19 protein-coding genes are annotated in these 22,017 nt (G+C 47.1%); 13 read left to right on the top strand and 6 right to left on the bottom strand.

Annotation, left to right across the window (positions count from 1 at the left end; all coding sequences use genetic code 11):
* Window positions 1-61 precede the first annotated feature (61 nt).
* Window positions 62-1,699 (top strand): OFA family MFS transporter, encoded by a 1,638-nt coding sequence (locus Pas1_RS05820; protein WP_112294747.1) that lies wholly within the window; start codon window positions 62-64, stop codon window positions 1,697-1,699.
* Window positions 1,700-1,759: 60 nt separating this feature from the next.
* Here Pas1_RS05820 and Pas1_RS05815 read toward each other — a convergent pair whose 3' ends face one another.
* Window positions 1,760-2,383, bottom strand: coding sequence for an FMN-binding negative transcriptional regulator (locus Pas1_RS05815; RefSeq protein WP_112203701.1), 624 nt, complete (start codon window positions 2,381-2,383; stop codon window positions 1,760-1,762).
* Between the two features lie 142 nt (window positions 2,384-2,525).
* On the opposite strand from Pas1_RS05815, the gene Pas1_RS05810 reads away from it, so the two are divergent.
* From Pas1_RS05810 to Pas1_RS05770, 10 genes are all read left to right on the top strand, one after another.
* On the top strand, window positions 2,526-2,768 hold the full coding sequence (locus tag Pas1_RS05810; protein ID WP_112209098.1) for a FeoA family protein: 243 nt from the start codon (window positions 2,526-2,528) through the stop codon (window positions 2,766-2,768).
* Entirely contained in the window at window positions 2,765-4,678 is a 1,914-nt protein-coding gene (gene feoB, locus Pas1_RS05805; protein WP_112294746.1) for a ferrous iron transporter B, read from the top strand. The genes Pas1_RS05810 and feoB overlap by 4 nt, the downstream gene beginning before the upstream one ends.
* Window positions 4,679-4,780: 102 nt before the next feature.
* A complete protein-coding gene (locus Pas1_RS05800) occupies window positions 4,781-5,824 on the top strand; it encodes a fumarylacetoacetate hydrolase family protein (RefSeq protein ID WP_112209100.1) in 1,044 nt (347 codons plus the stop codon).
* A gap of 103 nt (window positions 5,825-5,927) precedes the next feature.
* A complete protein-coding gene (locus Pas1_RS05795) occupies window positions 5,928-6,707 on the top strand; it encodes a hypothetical protein (protein WP_225971590.1) in 780 nt (259 codons plus the stop codon).
* A complete protein-coding gene (locus Pas1_RS05790) occupies window positions 6,704-6,976 on the top strand; it encodes a SemiSWEET transporter (RefSeq protein WP_112209102.1) in 273 nt (90 codons plus the stop codon). The genes Pas1_RS05795 and Pas1_RS05790 overlap by 4 nt, the downstream gene beginning before the upstream one ends.
* Window positions 6,977-7,029: 53 nt before the next feature.
* On the top strand, window positions 7,030-7,188 hold the full coding sequence (locus Pas1_RS09645; RefSeq protein WP_158525183.1) for a DUF5993 family protein: 159 nt from the start codon (window positions 7,030-7,032) through the stop codon (window positions 7,186-7,188).
* Window positions 7,185-7,748 (top strand): disulfide bond formation protein B, encoded by a 564-nt coding sequence (locus tag Pas1_RS05785; RefSeq protein WP_112294744.1) that lies wholly within the window; start codon window positions 7,185-7,187, stop codon window positions 7,746-7,748. Before Pas1_RS09645 ends, Pas1_RS05785 begins: the two co-directional genes overlap by 4 nt.
* Before the next feature lie 43 nt (window positions 7,749-7,791).
* Complete coding sequence (locus Pas1_RS05780) at window positions 7,792-8,739, top strand: Bug family tripartite tricarboxylate transporter substrate binding protein (protein WP_318784730.1); 948 nt, start codon at window positions 7,792-7,794, stop codon at window positions 8,737-8,739.
* Window positions 8,740-8,875: 136 nt separating this feature from the next.
* Window positions 8,876-9,292, top strand: a complete 417-nt coding sequence (locus Pas1_RS05775) for a hypothetical protein (protein WP_112237924.1) — start codon at window positions 8,876-8,878, stop codon at window positions 9,290-9,292.
* Window positions 9,293-9,331: 39 nt separating this feature from the next.
* Window positions 9,332-9,760, top strand: coding sequence for a glycine zipper family protein (locus Pas1_RS05770; RefSeq protein WP_112209105.1), 429 nt, complete (start codon window positions 9,332-9,334; stop codon window positions 9,758-9,760).
* A gap of 6 nt (window positions 9,761-9,766) precedes the next feature.
* On the opposite strand, the gene Pas1_RS05765 is transcribed toward Pas1_RS05770, so the two are convergent.
* From Pas1_RS05765 to trxA, 5 genes are all read right to left on the bottom strand, one after another.
* Window positions 9,767-11,158, bottom strand: a complete 1,392-nt coding sequence (locus Pas1_RS05765; protein WP_112294742.1) for an MATE family efflux transporter — start codon at window positions 11,156-11,158, stop codon at window positions 9,767-9,769.
* Window positions 11,159-11,161: 3 nt separating this feature from the next.
* Window positions 11,162-12,880, bottom strand: coding sequence for an ArnT family glycosyltransferase (locus Pas1_RS05760; RefSeq protein WP_112294741.1), 1,719 nt, complete (start codon window positions 12,878-12,880; stop codon window positions 11,162-11,164).
* Between the two features lie 98 nt (window positions 12,881-12,978).
* On the bottom strand, window positions 12,979-13,338 hold the full coding sequence (locus Pas1_RS05755) for a type B 50S ribosomal protein L31 (RefSeq protein ID WP_112203726.1): 360 nt from the start codon (window positions 13,336-13,338) through the stop codon (window positions 12,979-12,981).
* Window positions 13,339-13,493: 155 nt separating this feature from the next.
* Window positions 13,494-14,756, bottom strand: a complete 1,263-nt coding sequence (gene rho / locus Pas1_RS05750) for a transcription termination factor Rho (protein ID WP_112294740.1) — start codon at window positions 14,754-14,756, stop codon at window positions 13,494-13,496.
* Between the two features lie 286 nt (window positions 14,757-15,042).
* Window positions 15,043-15,369, bottom strand: a complete 327-nt coding sequence (gene trxA, locus Pas1_RS05745) for a thioredoxin TrxA (protein ID WP_112294739.1) — start codon at window positions 15,367-15,369, stop codon at window positions 15,043-15,045.
* Window positions 15,370-15,489: 120 nt separating this feature from the next.
* Between trxA and Pas1_RS05740 the strand changes: the two genes are divergently transcribed.
* Together Pas1_RS05740 and Pas1_RS05735 are read left to right on the top strand one after the other, a co-directional pair.
* Complete coding sequence (locus Pas1_RS05740; protein ID WP_112294738.1) at window positions 15,490-18,489, top strand: PD-(D/E)XK nuclease family protein; 3,000 nt, start codon at window positions 15,490-15,492, stop codon at window positions 18,487-18,489.
* A complete protein-coding gene (locus tag Pas1_RS05735; protein WP_225971589.1) occupies window positions 18,486-21,989 on the top strand; it encodes a UvrD-helicase domain-containing protein in 3,504 nt (1,167 codons plus the stop codon). Before Pas1_RS05740 ends, Pas1_RS05735 begins: the two co-directional genes overlap by 4 nt.
* Window positions 21,990-22,017 lie beyond the last annotated feature (28 nt).

Genomic DNA, 22,017 nt, shown 5'->3' with positions numbered 1-22,017 from the left:
TAAATGCAAAGTTTTTGTTGATGCAGTATAAACAGGAGATGCTGCATAACAAGGAGACAAAATGTTCCATCTATTAGATAAAGAAAGAACCATTGCAGGTTCTGGTTTTAATCGCTGGCTGGTGCCACCAGCTGCATTGGCTATTCACCTGTGTATCGGTATGGCTTACGGCTTCTCCGTTTTCTGGTTACCTCTTTCAAAAGCATTGGGTGTTTCTCAGGGCGGAACAGAAGCAATTAAATGTCCAGCAGATGTAGGCTTTATTGGACAACTCTTTACTACCACCTGCGATTGGCAAATTTCCACGTTAGGTTGGATGTATACCTTGTTCTTCGTATTCCTTGGCGCCTCTGCTGCAATTTGGGGTGGCTGGTTAGAGCGCGCTGGTCCGCGTAAAGCTGGAGTAGTTGCCGCTTTCTGTTGGTGCGGTGGCATGCTCTTCTCAGCACTCGGCGTTCACTTACACCAGTTCTGGATGATGATCCTCGGTTCTGGCGTGATTGGCGGTATTGGTTTGGGATTAGGTTATATCTCCCCAGTATCAACCTTGATTAAATGGTTCCCAGACCGTCGCGGTATGGCAACCGGCATGGCCATTATGGGCTTTGGCGGTGGTGCGATGATCGGCTCACCATTAGCAGCGATGCTGATGAAAAACTTTGCAACTCCTACCAGTGTTGGTGTTGCGCAAACTTTCGTTGTAATGGCTTGTGGATACTTTGTTTACATGATGTGCGGTGCTTTTGGCTATCGCATTCCTGCGAGTGATTGGAAACCGGCAGGTTGGACTCCCCCTGCTAACCAAACTAACAACGCCATGATTGCCAAGCGTAGCGTGAATGTAAAAAGAGTTTGGGGCATCCCTCAGTTCTGGTTGGTGTGGATGGTTTTGTGTATGAACGTCTCTGCAGGTATCGGTGTAATCGGTATGGCATCACCCATGTTGCAAGAGGTATTTGCAGGCAGCTTGATTGGTGTTCAGCAAACCTTTACTGAACTCGATAAAACGCAGCTCACCGCTATTGCTGGTATTGCTGCGGGCTTTACTGCGCTTTTGAGCTTGTTTAACATTGGTGGCCGCTTCTTCTGGGCTAGCTTGTCAGATAAGTTGGGTCGCAAAGTAACTTACATTATTTTCTTTGTGCTCGGCGCCGCAATGTACTTCAGTGTGCCAAGTAGTGCACAGGCAGGTAATTTGGCTTTATTCGTAGGTGCCTTCTGCATCATCTTAAGTATGTATGGTGGTGGGTTTGCTACCGTTCCCGCTTATCTTGCCGACTTGTTTGGTACACAGATGGTAGGAGCGATTCATGGTCGTTTGTTAACAGCATGGGCTACTGCAGGTATCTTGGGCCCAGTTGTGGTGAACTACATGCGTGACTACCAGTTAAGCTTAGGCTTGCCTCGTGCCCAGGTGTACAACCAAACGATGTACATTTTGACTGGCATGTTAGTTATTGGATTGATCTGTAACTTGCTGATTCGTCCTGTAGCTGATAAGTGGTTCATGACCGATGCGGAGTTGGCTGAAGAGAAGCGCTTAGCCCACGAAAAAGCTTTAAGCTCTGTGGTGACTGGCAGCGGTGGTAATGAACATACCTCCAGCTTTACAGTTCTACTGGCTTGGATCGCAGTAGGCATCCCATTGTCATGGGGTGTCTATAAGACTGTATTAAGTGCGATGAAGCTCTTTGCATAAGCTTTATTGCTTAAACAAAAACGGCTCATTCGTGAGCCGTTTTTTTATTCCCAAATTATCTTAATCTTGCTTCATCAACTTGAGCATCGCTTGCAGATCTTCGAGCGAGGATTGCTTCAAATTCTGAATCACGCCACCGTATTCAGAAGGGGTGCGATTCTGACTCAACTTAAATTTACCAACCAAACTCGAAATCTTGATTTCAATTCCAACAATGGCTTTGAGCATCATTTGGACATAGTCTTCTGGCGCATCATCGAGCTTCCAGTCAGATTGATAGATAGGCTCATGAGTGTCGGTGAGTTGCGATACATGTTGACGAATCCATTGCGGATCTTCTTTAAGATTCAGAACACCTTGCACATGAACTACGGCGTAATTCCAGGTGGGAACGACTTTGCCAGTCTCATATTTTGATGGATACCAGGCAGGGGTGATGTAAGCATGTGGCCCATGAAAAATTGCCGTCACTTTAACCTCGCCTGCTTGGGCTAATTTGGTTAAGGGATTCATTCTGGCAATGTGACCATGTAAATATTGGCCATCTTTACTTACCACCAGTGGGATGTGATTGATTTCGAGTTCACCGTCTGTATTGCCAATCAGAGTGGCAAGGGGGTATTCACCCATGACCTTCAATAAGATCCCGCGGTCCTCGACTAAGAAATGCTTGGGTAGGTACATAAATATCTCGTTGCTATTAGTATTTCTGACAGTGTATTACTTCAAACAGGGATGGTACGACCAAGCTTCTTAGATGAGAATAATTCTCACTTTATCGCTATAATGAGAACCATTCCCATTAAATAACAAAAGTGCCATATTTATGTTTCTAGATCAGGCTTCCTTAGATACCCTTTTTAGGGTCAAGGGCGTTCTCGCTTCGGAAACTAGCCCCGAAGTAAAGGGGCAATTAGAGGATATTGGCTTTCTGATTGGTGAGCAGGTCACCGTCTTACGAAAAGGACTCTTTGGAAAAGGGCCCATTCTGGTGCGCGTCGGATCTTCCACTTTTGCCTTACGCGAGAACGAAGCCAAACTGATTGAGTTAGAGGCGATTGCGTCATGACTGAGTCCAAGGTTCATTTCTTTGCCAAAGAGCCCTTGGTTGCACTATTGGGTAATCCTAATTGCGGTAAGACTGCACTATTTAATTTGCTGACAGGTAGTCGACAAAAGGTTGCCAATTATTCTGGTGTGACAGTGGAGCGCAAAGAAGGTAATTTAACGCTTAGCTCAGGCAAGGTGATTCGGATCTTGGATTTGCCAGGCGCTTACAGTCTCTATCCCCGCTCATTAGATGAGCGAGTGACTTGCGATGTGTTGCATGGCAGGGCTGCTGGAGAAAAAAGACCCGACTTAGTTCTGTGCGTACTCAATGCCATGAACTTGCGTGCCAATTTGCGTTTAGTCTTAGCTGCTAAGCGTCTAGGCTTACCTTGTGTCGTCGTACTCAATATGGTGGACATCGCCAAACGCCAAGGCCTACAGATTGATGCAGCGGCCTTAGCAAAAGAGTTGGGTATGCCGGTGATTTCTACAGTCGGTATTCAGGCTAAGGGAGCCAATGATCTCAAAGCCTACTTAGCTGATCTGGATTGGCGCAATTTAGCAGGACTTGCGCAAGCCTCTATTGATGAGGGTGATGAAACGGTTACTGCGCATTCTGAGCATATCGAGTCTGACAATATCCAGGTACATCGCATTCTGAAAAATCTCAATTTGGATCATGTGATTCCGGATCAGTTCAGTGATCGCTTAGATGCAGTCCTATTGCATCCTGTGATTGGCCCAATTATTTTGACTGTCTTACTGTTCTTTATCTTCCAGGCAGTCTTTGCTTGGGCTGTCTATCCAATGGAGTTAATCAAAGACTCGCTAGACTGGTTGGGTGGATTGCTGACACAGTTATTACCAGACAATTGGTTTAGAAGCCTATTGATCGATGGCATTTTGGCGGGAGTAGGGGGCGTACTCACTTTCCTGCCGCAGATTTTGATCTTATTCTTCTTCATTCTGGCTCTGGAAGAGTCTGGCTATTTACCAAGAGCTGCTTATTTATTAGATCGTTTGATGGGTCGAGCTGGCTTATCTGGCAGATCTTTTATTCCTTTGCTATCGAGTTTTGCCTGTGCAATCCCAGGCATTATGGCGACGCGTAGCATCTCTAATGCCCGCGATCGTTTAATTACCATTCTGATTGCACCGATGATGACTTGCTCGGCACGTCTACCGGTATATGCTTTATTGATCTCCGCATTTATTCCGCATACCAAGTTATGGTTTGATCTCGACTTGCAAGGCCTAGTCTTATTTGCCCTTTATCTGGCCGGTATTCTTGGGGCAATGGGCGTAGCTTGGTTACTTAAGCACTTCACCAGCAAGCAATTTAAAGTCAACGCCTTGATGATGGAGTTACCCAGCTATCACTTGCCCAGAGTGAGCAATCTTGCAATTAGTCTATGGCAACGGGCAGAGATTTTTCTCAGACGCGTTGGCGGAATCATCTTGCTAATGACGATTGCCTTATGGGCGCTATCGAGTTTTCCATTGCCACCTGAGGGTGCAACAGGAGCGCCGATTCAATACAGTATCGCGGGCATGTTAGGTCATGCTTTATCAATCGTCTTTGCGCCGATTGGCTTTAACTGGCAAATCAGTATTGCCTTAGTCCCCGGCATGGCAGCACGTGAAGTTGTAGTGAGCTCATTGGCAACGGTCTATGCCTTATCCAGCACTGGTGCTGATGCTGCCAGCGCTCTGGTACCTTTAATTTCTTCTACATGGAGCTTAGCTACGGCATTATCTTTGTTAGCTTGGTTTGTGTTTGCTCCCCAGTGCTTGTCGACGATTGCGACCGTTAAGCGTGAGACAGGGGGGTGGAAGATCCCCATCATCATGCTTAGCTACCTTTTCTTCCTAGCTTATCTAGCCTCCTTTATTACCTACCGAATTGCATTGTTCTTCGGTCTAGGTTAAACCCTGATCTACCCGTTTTTAGCCCATTTTTCCCTCTAGTGTGCGGTAAGATATTTGCAGATGTATCGCAGCAAATAATAAAAATACATTACAGGAGATAGTATGAGTTCACGTCGTCAATTTATGAAGACGGTTTCTGCATCGGGTGCAGGAATCGTAGCTGCTTCTACAATGGGTTTAATGCAAGAGGCTTCAGCACATCCAACTTCCCAGTGGGGCGGAGAGATCTATAACGGCCCCCACGAAATGGTGAAGAATTGCAAGATTCTCACCATCATGAATGCTGATGGCACTGAAAGCATGGGTGTAGTCACGCCAAAGGGCGTGATTGATGTTCGTACTGTCGCTAAGAAACTCAAAATTGCAGCTCCTATTACCCTCGATCAATTATTGCAAGAAGGTAATGCCGCTGCATTCAATAAAGTCGTCGCAGGTGCAGATAAGTCTGGTGTGCCTTACTTGGATGAATCCAAGATTACTTATGGCCGACTGTTTGTCAATCCTGGCAAGATCGTTTGCGTTGGCCTCAATTATCGTGAGCATGCCAATGAAATTGGTATGGCGCATCCTCGTGTGCCACCGCTCTTTAATAAATACAACAATAGCCTGACCTCACACAATTGCATCTTGAGGATCCCACCACCAGAAGTCTCCTATAAGCTTGACTACGAAACTGAGTTGCTCATTGTGATCGGCAAGCGGATGCGCAATGTTCCTGAGGCTGAGACGCTGAACTACGTTGCTGGATATTGCACTTCGAATGATTTCTCCTCACGCGATCTGCAACTAGAGACCCCCAGTGTTCAATGGATGATTGGTAAGACCTTAGATCAATATGCGCCGATTGGACCTTATTTTGTGAGTGCTGACCGGGTAGGGGATCCTAATAAGCTGCAAGTGCAAACTTATGTGAACGGCCAGATTCGTCAGAACTCCAATACTGCCGACTTTATTCACAACACCCAAAAGATGCTCTCCTATATCAGTACCTATTGGGCGCTGGAGCCAGGCGATATTGTTTTCACGGGCACTCCCCAAGGTGTGATCTTGGGTTATCCAAAAGATAAACAAGTGTGGCTCAAGAAGGGTGATGTAGTCGTGAGCGTGGTTGAGAAGTTGGGTGAATTGAAGTTCACCTTGGGCTAACTCATCAGCCCTCTAGAAAAGCCACCTCCGGGTGGCTTTTTTATTTCATCAGCGGCGCCTCAACAAATAAATCGATTCGTTGCTAAACTCTCGCATCATGTCGATGCGCGCCCGCTTTCTCTCTCAATGTGCACTCTGCTTGCTGGCCTTGGCGCCTTTAGCAAGCTACGCCGTATTGCAAGATGAGATTCAGGTATATGACGATGAGATTAATGCCAAGGGTGAGCAAAGTTTAGAGTTGCATGTCAACAATACGCCCAATGGTTTAGTAACGCAGAGTTACCCAGGTGAGGTGATGAATAATCACAACACTCGCATTACTCCTGAATATGCTTATGGCTTAGGCCATGATTTAGAGGCAGGCTTTTATATCAACTCTGTCGTGAGTGGCGGTACATGGAACTATGCTGGCGCCAAAGTCAGGATGAAATACCTGCCCATCATGGAAGACAAAGGCTACCCCTTTTTTGCTGGTGTCAACGTCGAGCTCTCGAATACCTTGCCCCAGTATGAGCAGTCCCGTTATAACGGGGAAGCCCGTTTCATTTTGGGTAAGCATGTCGATAAATGGCTCTTTGTAATTAACCCCATCTTTGATCAGCCACTGTCACAGCCCTATGTGCACCAAGCACCTGATTTCAATACCGCAATCCGGATCTCACGAGAAGTAGCGCCAGATTGGGCTGTGGGTACTGAGTTCTATTCCAACTACAACCAAATCGGTAGCGGTCCACTTGCTAATCCCAACACTCAGCAGTTAGTGTTTCTCAAAGTTTATTGTGATGATGGACCTTTACCTTTTCAGGCGGGGGTCGGTAGAGGCTTTACCAACAGTAGCGACACTTGGACTTTAATGACGATTGTCTCGATTCCATTACCATGATCCTAGAACCCCATCAAATAGAGTTGATTGGTTACGCTGCTGCATTTTTGACCACCTTTGCTTTTGTTCCCCAAGCGATTGTGTCATGGCGAACCCGTGACCTTTCCGGAGTCTCCTTAGGGATGTACTCTTTATTTACTTTTGGGGTAGGGCTCTGGCTCATCTACGGTCTCATTATTGAGAAGTGGCCCTTAATCCTAGCTAATGCGATTACCTTTGCCTTGGCACTCAGTATTTTGGTTTTAAAACTGCGCTATCCAAGAAAATAAGACCTCAATTCAGATTTCATAGATCTTCAATTCGCTTGAGCTAGAATGGATTCATGTACATGTTTTTACCATTTCTGACAGCTTTTCTAGGCTTGATACTTGCCTGGTTTGAGAAGCGTTTTGCGGCCTTAATCCTACTCGCTATTACCGTCGGAATTCTGATGTACTGGTTCCACTTCCATGCAACTGACGCTCTGAATATTAGCCTGTGAGTAAATCGAACCTACCTTCACTCTCCTTATTAGGCAATCAGCTCTCACTATTGGCGATTGTGGGTATTCTTTCTTATGCATTTGTAGACCAGATCTACTTTGGTGAATTGCCTTGCCCACTTTGCTTGATGCAAAGGATTGGTTTTGTATTAATGGGTTTTGCAATTGTTCTTAATCTGCGCTTTGGTGCACATTCCTCTCATTACGGTTGGGCCATTTTTAGTGGCTTAGTCGGCATGATGATTTCATTACGGCAAATCTTCTTGCATATTGCACCAGGTGACCCTGGCTATGGCAGTCCCTTTCTAGGCTTGCATTTTTATACTTGGGCCTTTGTTGGATCTCTGGGTTTGATTGGAGGGCAGGCCATTTTGCTGATGTTGCCCAATGGTGAGGTGCGCTCCCGTTCTTGGTTTAGCAATTTCCTTGTGGTGATTTTTATCCTGCTGGTCTTTGCCAATCTCATTTCCACTTTAGCTGAGTGCGGCTTGGGTCCTTGTGCAGATAATCCTGTCAATTACGACGGCTGGACTTTGCTGCGTTTCCGCTTCGGTTTCTAATTTTCTGATGCATTACCTAATCAAGGCTCTTAAAAGCCTCTGCGTGCTTTTGTGTGTTTCATCTTTAATTGCACCCGCACAAGCAGCTACTTGGCCCAAAAATCCGATTCGCATCATAGTCACCTTCACTCCAGGTGGCGCACCGGATATCTTGGCAAGAGTGCTGGCGCAAAGTTGGCAAAAATCTCTGGGTGTACCAGTACTGGTTGAGAACAAGCCAGGCTATGGTGGCAATATTGGTGCCGAGTTAGTCGCTAAAAGCGAAGCTGATGGCTATACCTTGCTGATTGGCACGGTGGGTATTCATGCGATCAATGGGGCGCTGTACGAGAAGATGGCGTTTGATCCTATTAAAGACTTCACGCCGATTAGTTTTTTGGCCAGCACGCCCAATGTCTTGATAGTGAACAAACAGCTTGGCATAAGTAATTTGCACCAACTGATTGAATACGCTAAAGCCAATCCCAATCAACTCACTTATGGGTCTTCTGGAGCAGGCACTTCACTGCATATGTCAGGAGAGCTTTTACAGGAGATGGCGGGTATTCAGATGCGACATATCCCATACAAGGGTAGAGCGCAATCCTTGCCTGATTTAGTTAGCGGTAGAATCTCGCTGCTCTTTGATAATTTGTCCTCCTCTTTGCCCTTAATTCAGTCTGGTGATGTTGTCGCGTTGGGTGTCACTACCTTGAAGCGCTCACCTGCTGCTCCTGATATTCCCACATTGGCAGAGCAGGGTTTACCGGGTTTTGAGGCGACGTCTTGGTTCTGCCTCATGGCACCAGCCAATCTTCCACCTGCCTTAGTCAGGCGACTCAATACGCTGACGCGCAATACCCTAAATCAACCTGAAGTCAGGCAAAAGCTCCTTGCCAGCGCCTTAGAGCCTGCCCCAGCTAGCCCTCAAGAATTATCAAAATTGATACAGTCTGAATCTGTTAAATGGGGAAGACTGGTGCAAAAGGCGGGCCTTAAATTAGAGCCCTAAGGGCCTACAAAATAATTCCAAAAAGACCTTTTTTCTTGTCAGCTTGAATGGATTTCAGGCGTTAATAGGGTAAGGGCTTAAAAAGCCCAGGGGTAGTAAGATAATGATACAGAGACCAAAAAATAAGGGGTCCATCATGAAACAGATTCAATCATTTCTCGCGCTAGGCGCATCCATCGCTTTGCTTGTTATATCTCCGCTATCCCTTGCTCATGGCGGTTCTTATGTGGGCTGGAATGTCTCGGTCGGCAGTGGCTATCGTCCTGCAGCCTATGGTCCCGGTTGGGGTGGATGGGGTCCAGGTTGGCGAGGTAATTGGGCATATGGCGGACCTTATTACGGTTACCCTTATGGCGGCTATTATGGCCCCCCAGCAGTGGCTTACGTTCAACCCACTCAACCGATGGTTCTGGCTGCTCAGCCTCAACCCCCAGTTTGGTATTACTGCGCAAGCAGTGGCAAATATTTTCCTTACGCGCAGGATTGCGCAACGGGTTGGCAGGTTCAACCTGCAATGCCACCCAGTGGCAAAGTAGTATCGCAACCAAACTAAACCTCAATTACTAATTTAATAGTCTTAGAAAGCGATCGTATGAAACGTATTATTTTGTCATTTGCCGTGATCAGTGTTTTGGCCGCTTGTACTTCAGCGCCGACAGGTCCAACGGTTGCGATCATGCCGCGTGAAGGCAAACCTTTTGAGGTGTTTCAGGCTGAAGATCAGCAGTGCCGTCAGTTCGCTGTAAACGCTGTCAAAGACACTTCTGATGCTGCTCTCAAAGAGGGCATGACCAGTGCAGCTGTTGGTGCCGCTTTGGGTGCAGCAGCAGGTTTGGTCATCGGTGGCGGTAGTCATACCAATGTAGGAACTGGTGCAGGTGTTGGCTTACTCGGCGGTGCTGGTCTTGGAGCCATGAACGCCTCGGGCAAGCAGAACCAAGCTCAAGAGCAATACAACATTGCTTATCAACAATGCATGTATTCCAAAGGCAATCAAGTCCCTAGCTATAAAGCTCAGTAAGCGTCTTTAAACCTCAATAGGCGGATGCGTTTTCTCATAACGCGCCGCCGTTTTTCTAAAGAGGTAGAGCAAGAGGCAAGCAGCTAAGCCTAGGCTCATGCTGTTGGCTGCCCAAAAACCATTAGCGCCTTGTAAGAAGCTTGGGGTATTGCCCAAGATGTTAAAGCCCATCAGATAGCCGCCGCCTAAGCCAACGCCCCATAGTGAGCCTGCATAAATGAGCATGGGCCAGAAAGCAATGCGGTAAGCACGAAGAATAAATGCTGCCGTGACTTGTAAGGCATCAAACATTTGGTAGAAGGCAATAAATAAAAAGAGTGGAATTGAAAAAGCTTTAACGGCTTGCGGTGGATTGTATAAATCCAGTAACTCGAGCCTAAAGCTCCACACTGCAATACCAATTGTGATGCATAAGGCGCTGGTAAAAAAGACAGACGACCAACCAATTTCTTCGGCACGTTCTTGTCGATTGGCGCCAATCGATTGTGAGACTAGAGTCATGGTAGCAATCGAGAGTGAGAGGGGCACCATATACATCACTGTGCCCATATTGGCGATGATCTGGTGACCGGCCAGCGCGGTAGTCCCAAGGCGCGCAATAAATAGTGACATAAAGGTAAATGAAGTGACTTCAATTAAGTAACTGAAACCAATTGGGGCGCCTAATTTAAGCAGGGTCCAGATGCGGTGAAGGTCAGGCTTACTGAAGCGACTAAAGATTTCAAAAGGACGATAAAAACGATTGAACAAAACGTAGCTTAAGGTCAGTAGTACCCAAAACCAATTGATGATGACAGTAGCTACTGCGCAGCCTGGGCCACCCATCGCAGCAATTCCTAAGCCACCATAGATAAAGAGGAGGTTCAGTGGTAGCTTGAGTCCTAAACCGATAATCTGAATCACGGTAATGACAGTTGGTCTGGAGATGGCATTATGCAAAGCCATCAAAACGCGCATCCCCATGCTAGCTGGTAATCCTAGCGCCAGTATGCTCAGATAGAGACGGGCTTTGTCTTCAATCTCAGGACTGATGTGCGAGATACTCAACAATACATCAGCATGGGTCAAAACGAGGCAACCCACAATCGATAGTGCAACTGCTAGCCAGGTTGCTTGCCTTACCTCCTCGCCAATTTCACTGAAGCGCTTGGCACCAAAGAGTTGCCCAGCAATAGGAGCCAAGGCAGAAACAACACCAGTTAAGCCAACATACAGACTAATAAAAATGGCTGAGGCCATGGCTAATGCAGCCAGGTCAGCAGCGGAGTAGCGCGCTGTCATGGCAGTGTCTAAGACGCCAAAGGCAATAACGGCTAACTGCCCCAATAAAATTGGGGTAGCAAGTTTGAGTAGGGCGGGGATATCCTCGCGTAAACGCGATAATTTAAAGTGAATCACAGATTATTTAGGGCTAACTTCGTAAAGGCGTAGACGCTCGTCTCGGTCGGCAGCACGACGATCTTCCCAGATCAAGACCAGTTTCTTGTCATTGAGGCTGCCAAAAGCCTGAGCTTCAGACTGGCTATGGGTAAGCATCCATGGACAATTTGGATCATCACGTAAATCGAGTTTGGTGAAGTAATCAAACGAGGCGAGTTGGGATAAACCTAGACTGCTGGTATTAACGCATCCCGTATTGGTAGAAATCACTTGAGATAAACGTGCAGCCACATAACGATAGGTTTTGGCGTAATTAATGGTGGGTAACCACAGAGTCATTAATAAAACCCACATCAAAGTTGTGCCCGATGCAGAAATAATGAGGCAGCGCCAGATTTCTTTGGGGGCGCGTGAAGTTCTCCAGCGCACGATGGCTAACCACACACCTGTAATCGCAAGGGCAATAAAGAAAGCCAACCAATTCAATTGCGCCTGAAAGCCGGGTAATAAGCGTGCGAGATTAGCGGCAGTACTTTCGGGATAGCCAGTGACCTTGGCAAACCAAATCACCCAAACTGCAATTGCAATTACAGTGAAACTGAGCATCGCAAACCAATCAATAAAACTAATTAAGTTGCGCTTGAGAATCGGCAAACTAAAAGCCCCAATGATCGCTAGACTCGGTATCAGAATCATCAAATCATGTTCATTGGCTTCGACTCTAAATAAGACATAAATCAATGAGCCAATAAATAAACTTAGTGGAATCGCAAGATGGGGAGCCCGCCAAGCACCTGCTGACTTATTCGTACCCCAGTGAGCCAGAGAGATTGCGGCAAGAGGCCACACTGGCCATGCGTAAGCCCAGAAGTTCACACTCAAGAACGTAATCGAATCAAGTGAGATAGAGGAGCGCATGACTGGCATATTGCGCCAACCGACTTCCGCAACATGGCGCAGCTCTGGTGAAAGATTAAAGCCATACCAAAGTGCTGGCCAGATCGCAAATCCAATTAAACCCAGTACGGTACTAGTTAAGGTCCAGCGCAAACGTAACTTGGCATTGCTTGCCAAGACCGCGATGATAGTAGAGCTGACCATGATCAAGCTAAGCGTTAAATTGCTCGACAAAATCACAATCATTAAGCCTAGGCCAGTCCACAAGCCACCTTGCCAGGGCTTATCTAGTCCGCGTACGGTGCCATAGAGTATGAAGCCAATACCCATCAGCTGCGCCATCATCGGCGTAGTTTCATGGGCGTTTTGTGCCAGACCAATGCAGGCTAAAAAGATGAGTAGGGCGCCATCGGCCAAGGTCATGCCGTAACTCTTGCGATCGGGTTGGCCACCAACTGCAAAAGCCATCGGCTGCACTTCGGGGCGACGACCTAAAAGATAAGTGGCATACCAAATCGCTACTGCAGTTGCAAAGAAGCAAATCGCTGAATACAAACGGGCTGCATTAGCAGCGCCAACCCAAGGCCCAAACAGGCGAATGAGGGTGCCGCCTAACCAATATGGAAAAGGTGCGCCTAAAGAAAGTTCACGGCCAGCTAGGTGCGGAACAATCCAATCAAAGGTATTGCCCCTAAATAAAGTCCACATACCACCAAAACCAATCGCGTCTTCATTCTTCCAGGGATCCCGAAAGAATAGTCCTGCAAAACCATAGACCAAGGTCAACGCAAAAATAATGATGCGCGGAATGGAGCGGGTGGCGGCGGCGGTGAGTTTAACCATGCGTTAGTCAATACAAGTGCGCAAAATACACAAACTAGAAATAAAAAAGGCAGCAAACGCTGCCTTGATTATCTCGCAAGTATTGAGTACCTGAAAAATTAAGCCTTCTTAGCAGCAGGCTTCTTCGCTGGCTTTTCAGCAGCTTTCGCTTCTGCAGCAGCAGCCTTTTTCTCAGCAGTCTTAGCAGCGCCATCGCCAGTTGCTTTAGCAACAGCTTTGGTACCAAACTTCTGACGGAATTTCTCAACACGACCTGCGGTATCCATGATTTTCTGGGTACCAGTGTAGAAAGGGTGTGACTCAGATGAAGTCTCGATCTTGGCCAAAGGATATTCCTTGCCATCTTCCCACTTGATTGTCTCTTTTGTAGACATGGTGGAGCGAGTCTTAAAGCTGAAGTTGTTGGAAACGTCAACAAAGACGATTTCACGATATTCTGGGTGGATGCCTGGTTTCATAATAATTCCTATTAGCGGGTAGCCGTTTCGGTTAAACAACCCAAATACTTGCCCAAGTTAAAAGTGCTTCTGACAGCAGCAAAGGCAAAATTATGCCATGAAATCAATCAGAAAGCGCTGTTTCCAAAGTGGAAAAAGGCTAAAACAAGTCCTTTTTAGCCACCACGACGCATTAAATCAAAGAATTCACCGTTGTTTTTAGTCGATTTGAGCTTATCGACGATGAAGTTCATCGCTTCAATATCGTCCATATCGGCCAACAATTTACGCAATACCCAGATCTTTTGAAGGTTCTCAGCCTTCACCAAGAGCTCTTCACGACGGGTACCAGACTTATTGAGATTGATCGCTGGGTAAACTCGGCGCTCAGCCAAACGACGCTCAAGGTGGACTTCCATATTGCCAGTACCTTTGAACTCTTCGTAGATCAAGTCATCCATACGGCTGCCAGTTTCAATCAGGGCAGTTGCGATGATGGTGAGTGAGCCACCTTCTTCAATATTACGAGCGGCACCAAAGAAACGTTTTGGACGTTGCAATGCATTGGCATCCACACCACCGGAGAGGACCTTACCTGAGGAAGGTACGACGGTGTTGTAAGCGCGCGCTAAACGGGTAATTGAATCGAGCAGGATGATCACATCTTTGCCCATCTCAACTAAGCGCTTGGCTTTTTCAATCACCATCTCAGCAACTTGAACGTGACGCACTGCAGGCTCATCAAAAGTAGAGGCCACAACTTCACCGCGCACGGAGCGCTGCATTTCAGTCACCTCTTCAGGGCGCTCATCAACGAGCAATACGATCAAGATCGCATCAGGGTTATTAGCAGAGATTGCATGCGCAATGTGCTGCATCATCACCGTCTTACCAGACTTGGGTGAGGCAACTAAGAGGCCACGCTGTCCATAACCGATGGGCGAAATCATATCGATGATGCGGCCAGTAAGGTTTTCTTCTGCTTTGATATCGCGCTCTAAAGAGATCACACGGTTGGGGTGGAGTGGTGTGAGGTTTTCGAACATGATGCGGTTCTTCAGAGCCTCTGGCGCTAAGCCATTGATCTTATCGACCTTCACTAAAGCAAAGTAACGCTCACCATCTTTAGGGGTACGTACTTCACCTTCAACGCTATCACCAGTGTGCAAGTTAAAGCGGCGGATCTGTGCAGGGGAGATATAGATATCGTCTGGAGAAGCCATATAGGAGGCTTCTGGAGAGCGCAAGAAACCAAAGCCATCAGGCAATACCTCTAAGGTGCCATCACCAAAGACAGTCTCGCCAGACTTCGCGCGTTTCTTGAGAATGGCAAACATCAACTCTTGTTTACGCATCCGTTGGGTATTTTCAATCTCCAGGCTAGCTGCCATTTCCAGCAGGGCGGATACGTGGAGGACTTTAAGTTCAGTTAATTGCATAGCGTTCTTCGGGGGGGATAAATGGGGTATTGATAAAAGGAAAGGATTTGGCTTGGGTTTTGTCTAGATGAGATCTGACAAGAGCTTGTTACCAGAAAACCAATTTGGGGGATGTGTACTAGAAAGAGATCAAGAAAAGTGGGGGAGGTGAATCAGAAAATCGAAGCACAGATGAGTGCTGGATTTGTACTATCGAGACATACTACACCAAAACAGACCTAAAAACACAAAAAGGGTAAAACACCTACATCACAGGCTCAGTCAGAGAGCCTGTGACCCGGGATGATTAGATATTGCTGTCAATAAAGGCGGATAACTGGGATTTAGCCAGGGCGCCTACTTTTTGAGCAGCAACTGTACCGTTTTTAAACAAAATGAGGGTAGGAATGCCGCGGATATTAAATTGGGCTGGAACACCTTGGTTCTCATCCACATTCATCTTGGCGATTTGTAATTTGTCGCCGTATTCGCCTGAGAGCTCCTCAAGGATAGGGCCGATCATTTTGCAAGGACCGCACCATTCAGCCCAGAAGTCGAGTAATACAGGTTTATCGGACTTGAGGACGTCTTGTTCAAAAGAAGCGTCTGTTACGTGTTTAATGCCGGCACTCATGAAAATTCCTTATCTAGACTTATTTAGTAATCGAGCTACACCGCTTATATTAGCAATAAGCCACACTTTCTGCCCAAAAAAACGCTTTAGACCAAAACCGAGCCCCAAAACATCAGCCTAATGCCTCAACCCTTCCCAACCCTCAATACTGAAAAACAAGTGAACACTTGGGCTATCGAACCCAATGCCAAGGCATTAGAGCAACTGGCAAACGGCATTTGGGAATGCGCTATCAATACCGAGCAGAGGCCCTTGGTCGTTCTCAGTACTGCAGGACCACTCATCGGGCTCAGAAAAGTTCTGGAGCAACAACGACCCAAAAACCTCAGTCCCCAGATTGCACTCTTGCCACAAGTGATCAGCATGAGTGATTGGCTAGAGTCAGCACCAGGCGCATGGAAGTTTCCTAAGAAACCATCGGATCTAGAGCGCTGGCTCAGTGTCTACGTCAATTTGCGCAAGCACAAAATTTTGCAAAGCTGGTTTAAAGCCGAGAGTGAAGCGGGAGCATGGGGCTTAGCGCAAGCAGTGATTGATGCATGTGACGCCTTAACCGAAGCAGTGATTCCACAATTACAAAACGAGCTCAATGCATTAGTGCAAGGACAATCCATTGATACCGAGCAGTGGCTCAAAAAAGTGGAGCTCGTACTAGACCAAGCAATTGCTAAAGCCTATGTCGGACTATCGCGTAATGTGGTGGATCAAGAATCTGCAGTGTTACTTACTTTCTGGCGTTATCTCAGCAGCGTGCATGATCCCGTGGTACGAAAACATCTGGCGATGGCGGCCCATCTGCAAGTGGCTAAGATTCAAGCAAACGCAGGCGTGCAAGCTAGACCGCTGGTTTGGGTGCAAACCGCCGATCCCAAGCCCATTGAGCAAGAGCTAATTGCCAGCTATCTCGACAGTTATGCGCAATATGCTCCAGTTGTAAAGGTTGATCAGGATTGGCAGACAGTAGCCCTGTGGTCTGAAGCGCTATTAGGTGAAGATCAAGATGGCAATATTGCACCCGCTAATGAAATGATCGCGTCCCAAATTACCCAGAACCTTAACTCTCAAAGACACGATGAGTGGCAACTCTTGGCTGCTAGACGGTTTGAAGAGTTAGCCTGGGCAGCAGCCAAATCGATCGAACAACATTTAATCGATTGCAAGCAGAACATTGCATTGGTAGCACAGGATCGCTTAGCAGCGAGAAGAACCCGTGCCTTACTAGGTCGCCTAGGTGATGCACTACGTATTCGAGATGAAACCGGTTGGAAGTTATCCACCACCCGTGCCGCAGCAGCCTTTGATAGCTGGCTAGAGCTGATTCGGGCTCCCAAAGAAGGCCCGAGTGCCAGCGCCTTATTGGAGTTCTTGCAAAACCCATATTTTGATTTGGCGCTCAGCCTGAAACAAGCACCAGAAGCCTGTAAAGGATTAATTGCTCAACTTGAAGACATTCTGGTTGCTAGTCAAGCCAAGTCCGGTTGGGAAACTTTCAAAATGGCGATCGAGAGAGCCAATCTCTATGCCACCACTCATGGCGGCTCAGCCAATCAAACACTATTAGATCTGATTGAATACATTCAGAAACGACACCTGCTTTGGCAGCAGCCCCAACTCGAGTGCGCGAGTGCTTATCAACACTTGCAAAAGAATCTTGAAGACCTCGGAATGGTAGAGCGTCTCAAGCAAGACTCAGCAGGAGAGCAATTATTGGAAGTGCTCGAACAATTTAATTTGAGCAATGGCCCATTCCAAGAAGTGAAGATGACTTTGCCAGAGTGGCTAAGTCTGATCAAAACCGTGATTGAAGAAGCGTCGTATGAAGAGGCGGGCAAAGAAGCGCTGGCGACACTCAGTATCCTGCCACTGAGCTCAACTCGACTCAGACAATTTGATGCTGTTGTGTTGGTGGGGTGTGATGAGCAACAGCTTCCTGCATTTGCAGAGCCACCGCTATTTTTCTCGGATACGCTTAATCGCTATCTCAAATCCTCTACGATCAACGCACAATATATTCAGCAAGCCCGAGATCTCTCTAGTCTCTTGGTGTCTTGTCCAAACACCGACTTACTTTGGCAGAGTAAGAGCAAGAGTGGCGAACCGCTCAGACCTTCAGCCTGGATTCAGCGCTTACAAGCTCAGCTTGATTGGCCAACGATTGATGTCAGTCCCGAAACCTATGAAGGTAAATCGAATCCAATTCAGATGGCAGTCAGCACCCCTGATCCCAATTTAGAGATCCCCGTGACTATGACACCAAGCGCTTATAAAGCTTTGCGTGATTGCCCCTATCGCTATTACGTCAGCAGCCTACTAGGCCTACGTAAGGCGAAAGAATTCGAGGAAGGTTTTGATGCTTCTTTGGCGGGGCAGACCTTACATGCTTTATTGAAAAACTTCTTCCAAGCTCTTAAAACAGAAGAGGGTAAGACTCATTCACCTATTCATCAGGGAATAGATGCCCGTCGCCAGTGGATGGAAACCCAGCTAAACAAATATTCTGAAAAAGAGTTCGAGCGCCTGATTGCGGGTGATGCCAGAGTATTGGGAACACTGCGCGATTGGCAAAAACAAATCCCGACTTTTGTCGATTGGCAACTCAAACGCGAAGCAAAGGGCTGGCAGTATCACGACGCAGAGTTACCGATTGGTTTCACGATCCGTTTGACTGATCCCGATGGAGTAGAGCGCGATATTCAAATAGCCGGACGGGCCGATCGATTCGATATCAATATTCATGACAAGACAGCAGCTTCTGTCATTGACTACAAAAATCAGGCTATTAAAAAGATTATCGATCGCTCCAAAAATGTTTTAGACGATCCTCAGCTTCTGATCTACGCTCGAGCCGTGAATGAAAATGCGCCAGCAGCGCATTTATCTGGAAGAACGATAGAGCAAGCAGAGTGGGTCACGCTTAAGGTAGATTTGAAAAAGTCAGAAGAGAAGATGGTCAGAGACCATTTGGTAGAAGAGCTCCCACTGAAGATGGAGGAATTCTCCAAACAACTCAGCAAAGACCTTGAAGACTTGTGGGCGCGTAAACCTATGAAAGCCTTTGCACCCGACAGCGTATGCCAATACTGTGAAGCCCGCGGTATTTGCAGAAAGGGGATGTGGTGAACGAAGAGTTCAACTATAAAATCGCTTGTGATCCGAATCAATCGGTGATTGTTTCTGCTTGTGCAGGTAGTGGTAAGACTTGGCTCTTAGTTGCGCGCATGATCCGTTTATTGCTAGCCGGTACCAAGCCACGAGAAATTCTTGCGCTGACCTTTACCCGTAAAGCAGCACAAGAAATGCGCGACCGTCTCTATCAATTGCTAGAAGACTTTTCTACAGCGGATGACAAAGGTCTCACAAAACAGCTCACTAGCATGGGCTTGGAAGAGGATGAGGCCAAAAAACTTTTGCCACAAGCCAAGGGCCTTTACCTCAAGGTGCTAGCAAGCCCACAAGCGATTGTGATCGATACCTTCCACGGATGGTTCGGGAGCTTACTTGAAGCAGCGCCAGTTTCTGCTGATATTCAGCCAGGCTTTAGTCTGCGGGAAGATGCTAAGCGACTCCAAGAAGAGTGCATGCAGGATTGGTGGGGGGATTTACCCAAGAATCTGAAAGACCACTACGACACCTTGTTAGATGAATTCGGCGCTAGCGAGACCCAGAAATTTCTGATGGGTAATTACAGTCTCTTTAAGCAACGCGGCGCATGGACCTTCTTCCTGGATGCCTGCCGAGCAAAAGGCATGAGTCCAGTCGACCATCTCAAGGCTTGCTTGTCACACTTGGGTAAACCCAATCCCCTCGAGCTGTTCTGGAAGGATCCCCAAACCAAAGCCAATCTCCCAATTCTCTATCAGTGCTTTAATAATGGCACACCCACACAAAAAGCTAAGGTGGCTCTGATCGAAAAGGCGATGGAACTAAACCAAGCCGGTGGATCGATCATGGATATTGCCCATGAATGGCAAAGCCTCTTCATCACTAAAGAAAAAACGCCACTAGCAGACATCGCGAAGATGAGTGCGCCGATGACGAGTTATCACAGCAAAAATGGTATTGATCCCACAATCATCACTGGTATTCGAAATGATTGGGTAGAGGCTTTTGACACATTCTTTGCTTGGAAAAATGAACATCTCATGCATGAGATGAATGTCGCTTGGTTTGCGATGAGTGAAGCCATGCTCAGTCATCTAGAGAAAGTCAAAGAATCGATGCGGGTACGCGATTTTGATGATTTAGAAATCGGTGTCAGCAAGCTCATGGCTGAATCTAGTAATGCAGCTTATCTACAAGCGCGCTTAGACGCTAAGTACAAACAGATTTTGGTGGATGAGTTCCAAGACACCAATCCATTACAGTGGCAGATTCTGCGATCATGGCTTGCAGGCTATAGCGCGGGCGATGAAAAACCTAAAGTCTTTATCGTGGGCGACCCTAAGCAATCGATTTATCGATTCCGCAGAGCAGACCCCAGGCTCTTTGTTAGCGCAAGTCAGTTCCTTGAAGCGCACCTCGATGCCAAGGCGCTCTCGCAAAATAAAACCCGCAGAAACGCACCAGCAATTAACGATGCGGTAAATAAACTTTTCTTAGCAGGACCATTACCAGAGACTTATCAGTTCAGCGAGCAAACCACGCTCTGGCAAGCCCCGCCTACCGATGATGCAACCCACCCATCGGCAAGCACTGGCGAAGCACAGTTACTACCCCTCATCGAGCGTGTTGAACAAGAACAGCCCGAGCGTATTGGTACCGCTTTAGATAGGCCGATTAAAGATGCTGGTCAAACCCTAGGTGTGCAACAGCGTTATCAAGAGGGCAAGCAAGTCGCTAAGTTGATTCATCACATCATGGCCACTCGACAAGTCATCGATAAAAAAGACGGTAAAGAGTATTGGCGGCCAGCCCGCGGGAGCGACTTCATTCTCCTGGTCAAGCGCAGACAGTATTTACCGCAGTTTGAACAAGCCCTGCGCGAGGCAAGCTTGGCTTATGACAGTTCCCGTTTAGGAGGGCTGCTTAATACCCTTGAGATTGATGACTTGATTGCCTTACTCACGGTCTTAGTCTCGCCACGACACGATTTGCCATTAGCGCAAGTATTGCGTAGCCCCATCTTTAGCTTTAATGAGGCGCAGATGCAGTCGCTCAGTATGGGTATGCAAGATACCTACACCTCATGGTGGGATGCATTGCAAGCCAGTCACGATATTAATATCCAGAAAGCAGCCCGCTATTTAGAGCATTGGCGTAGCCTTGGAGAAGTGCTGCCCGTTCATGACTTACTGGATCTAATTTATCAAGAGAGTAATTTACGGATTCACTATGCAGTCGCTGCACAGAATCTCGCACGTGCTCAGGTCTTAGCTAACCTCGATGCTTTCTTAGAGCTGGCCTTAAATCAAGATGGTGGTCGTTACCCGAGCTTGAGCCGCTTTATTGATGAGATCAATGCAATGCGACGCGGCGATGATGATGAGACCCCCGATGAAGGCGACGTTGAAGCTGAAGCAGAAATGGATGAGGATATTGGTGAAGTGGATCTCGACAGCGAGATGAGTGAAGAAGAACGCCACAGACGAGTCCGCTTAATGACGATTCATGGCGCTAAAGGATTGGAAGCGCCATTTGTGATCATGCTCGATGCTAATAATACGGAGTGGAGGGCGCCACATCGTGGTGTATTGCTGGACTGGTCACCTGAACATACTGCCCCTAGCCATCTATCGCTCTATACCAAGAAGACCTTAACCGGTGAGCGCGAACACATTCGTCAAAAGGAAAATGAAGTCAGCCAAAATGAAAACTGGAACTTACTCTATGTGGCTATGACCAGAGCCAAGCAAGGTCTTTGGATAAGTGGTGCGCAGTCTAGAACAACCGGTGGTATTAATGAACGCTCGTGGTACGGCCGAGCACTGGCTGCAGACATTGAAACCTTAGATATCAGTACTCTGGACCAAGAAGAGAAGATAGAGAATCAAGCGCAGGATAAAGATCAAATAGAGCTTGGCAGCATGCCATTTAAGATCGATCACTTTGACATCGTTTGGGATCAAGCCAAGCAAAGTTATCAAGAGAAGCTTGCCCAGATTGAGAGCGGCACACTTAAAGAATCAAAGCAGATCAAAGAAGAATCTCCTGACCCCGAGTTACTCGATGAAGGAACCCATTTTCATAAACTCCTCGAGTTCCTCACTACCCAGACTGGTACAGAAATAAAACTCGAGATACCGAGTGATCAAGAGATCATGGCTTGGCTCGGCACTGATCAAGCCATGGCGCAAAAACTGCAAGCCCATGTCCAAGCCGTGCTCAATGCTAATGAACTTAAACCTTATCTGACAGAAGGTAAGTGGCTGCAGGCCTGGAATGAGCTCGATATTGTGAGTGAGGAAGGTAAGAGCTATCGTATGGACCGCTTAGTGGAGTTTGAGGATCACTTTGCCATCTTGGATTACAAGCTGAGCATTCCAGAAGCAGGTAGTGAGAAGTACAACAAATACCAAGCACAGTTGCAGAATTATCAAAAAGAGCTAGAGCGTATTCGGAAAGATAAGCCCAGCAAAGCCTACCTCATCTCAGCCACCGGCAAGATCAAACAAGTAGCGTAATCAACCCGAAATCAATTCGGATTACACT

This window comes from Polynucleobacter paneuropaeus (genome assembly GCF_003261235.1).
Lineage (GTDB): Bacteria > Pseudomonadota > Gammaproteobacteria > Burkholderiales > Burkholderiaceae > Polynucleobacter > Polynucleobacter paneuropaeus.
This window is presented reverse-complemented; position numbering and strand designations above follow the sequence as displayed.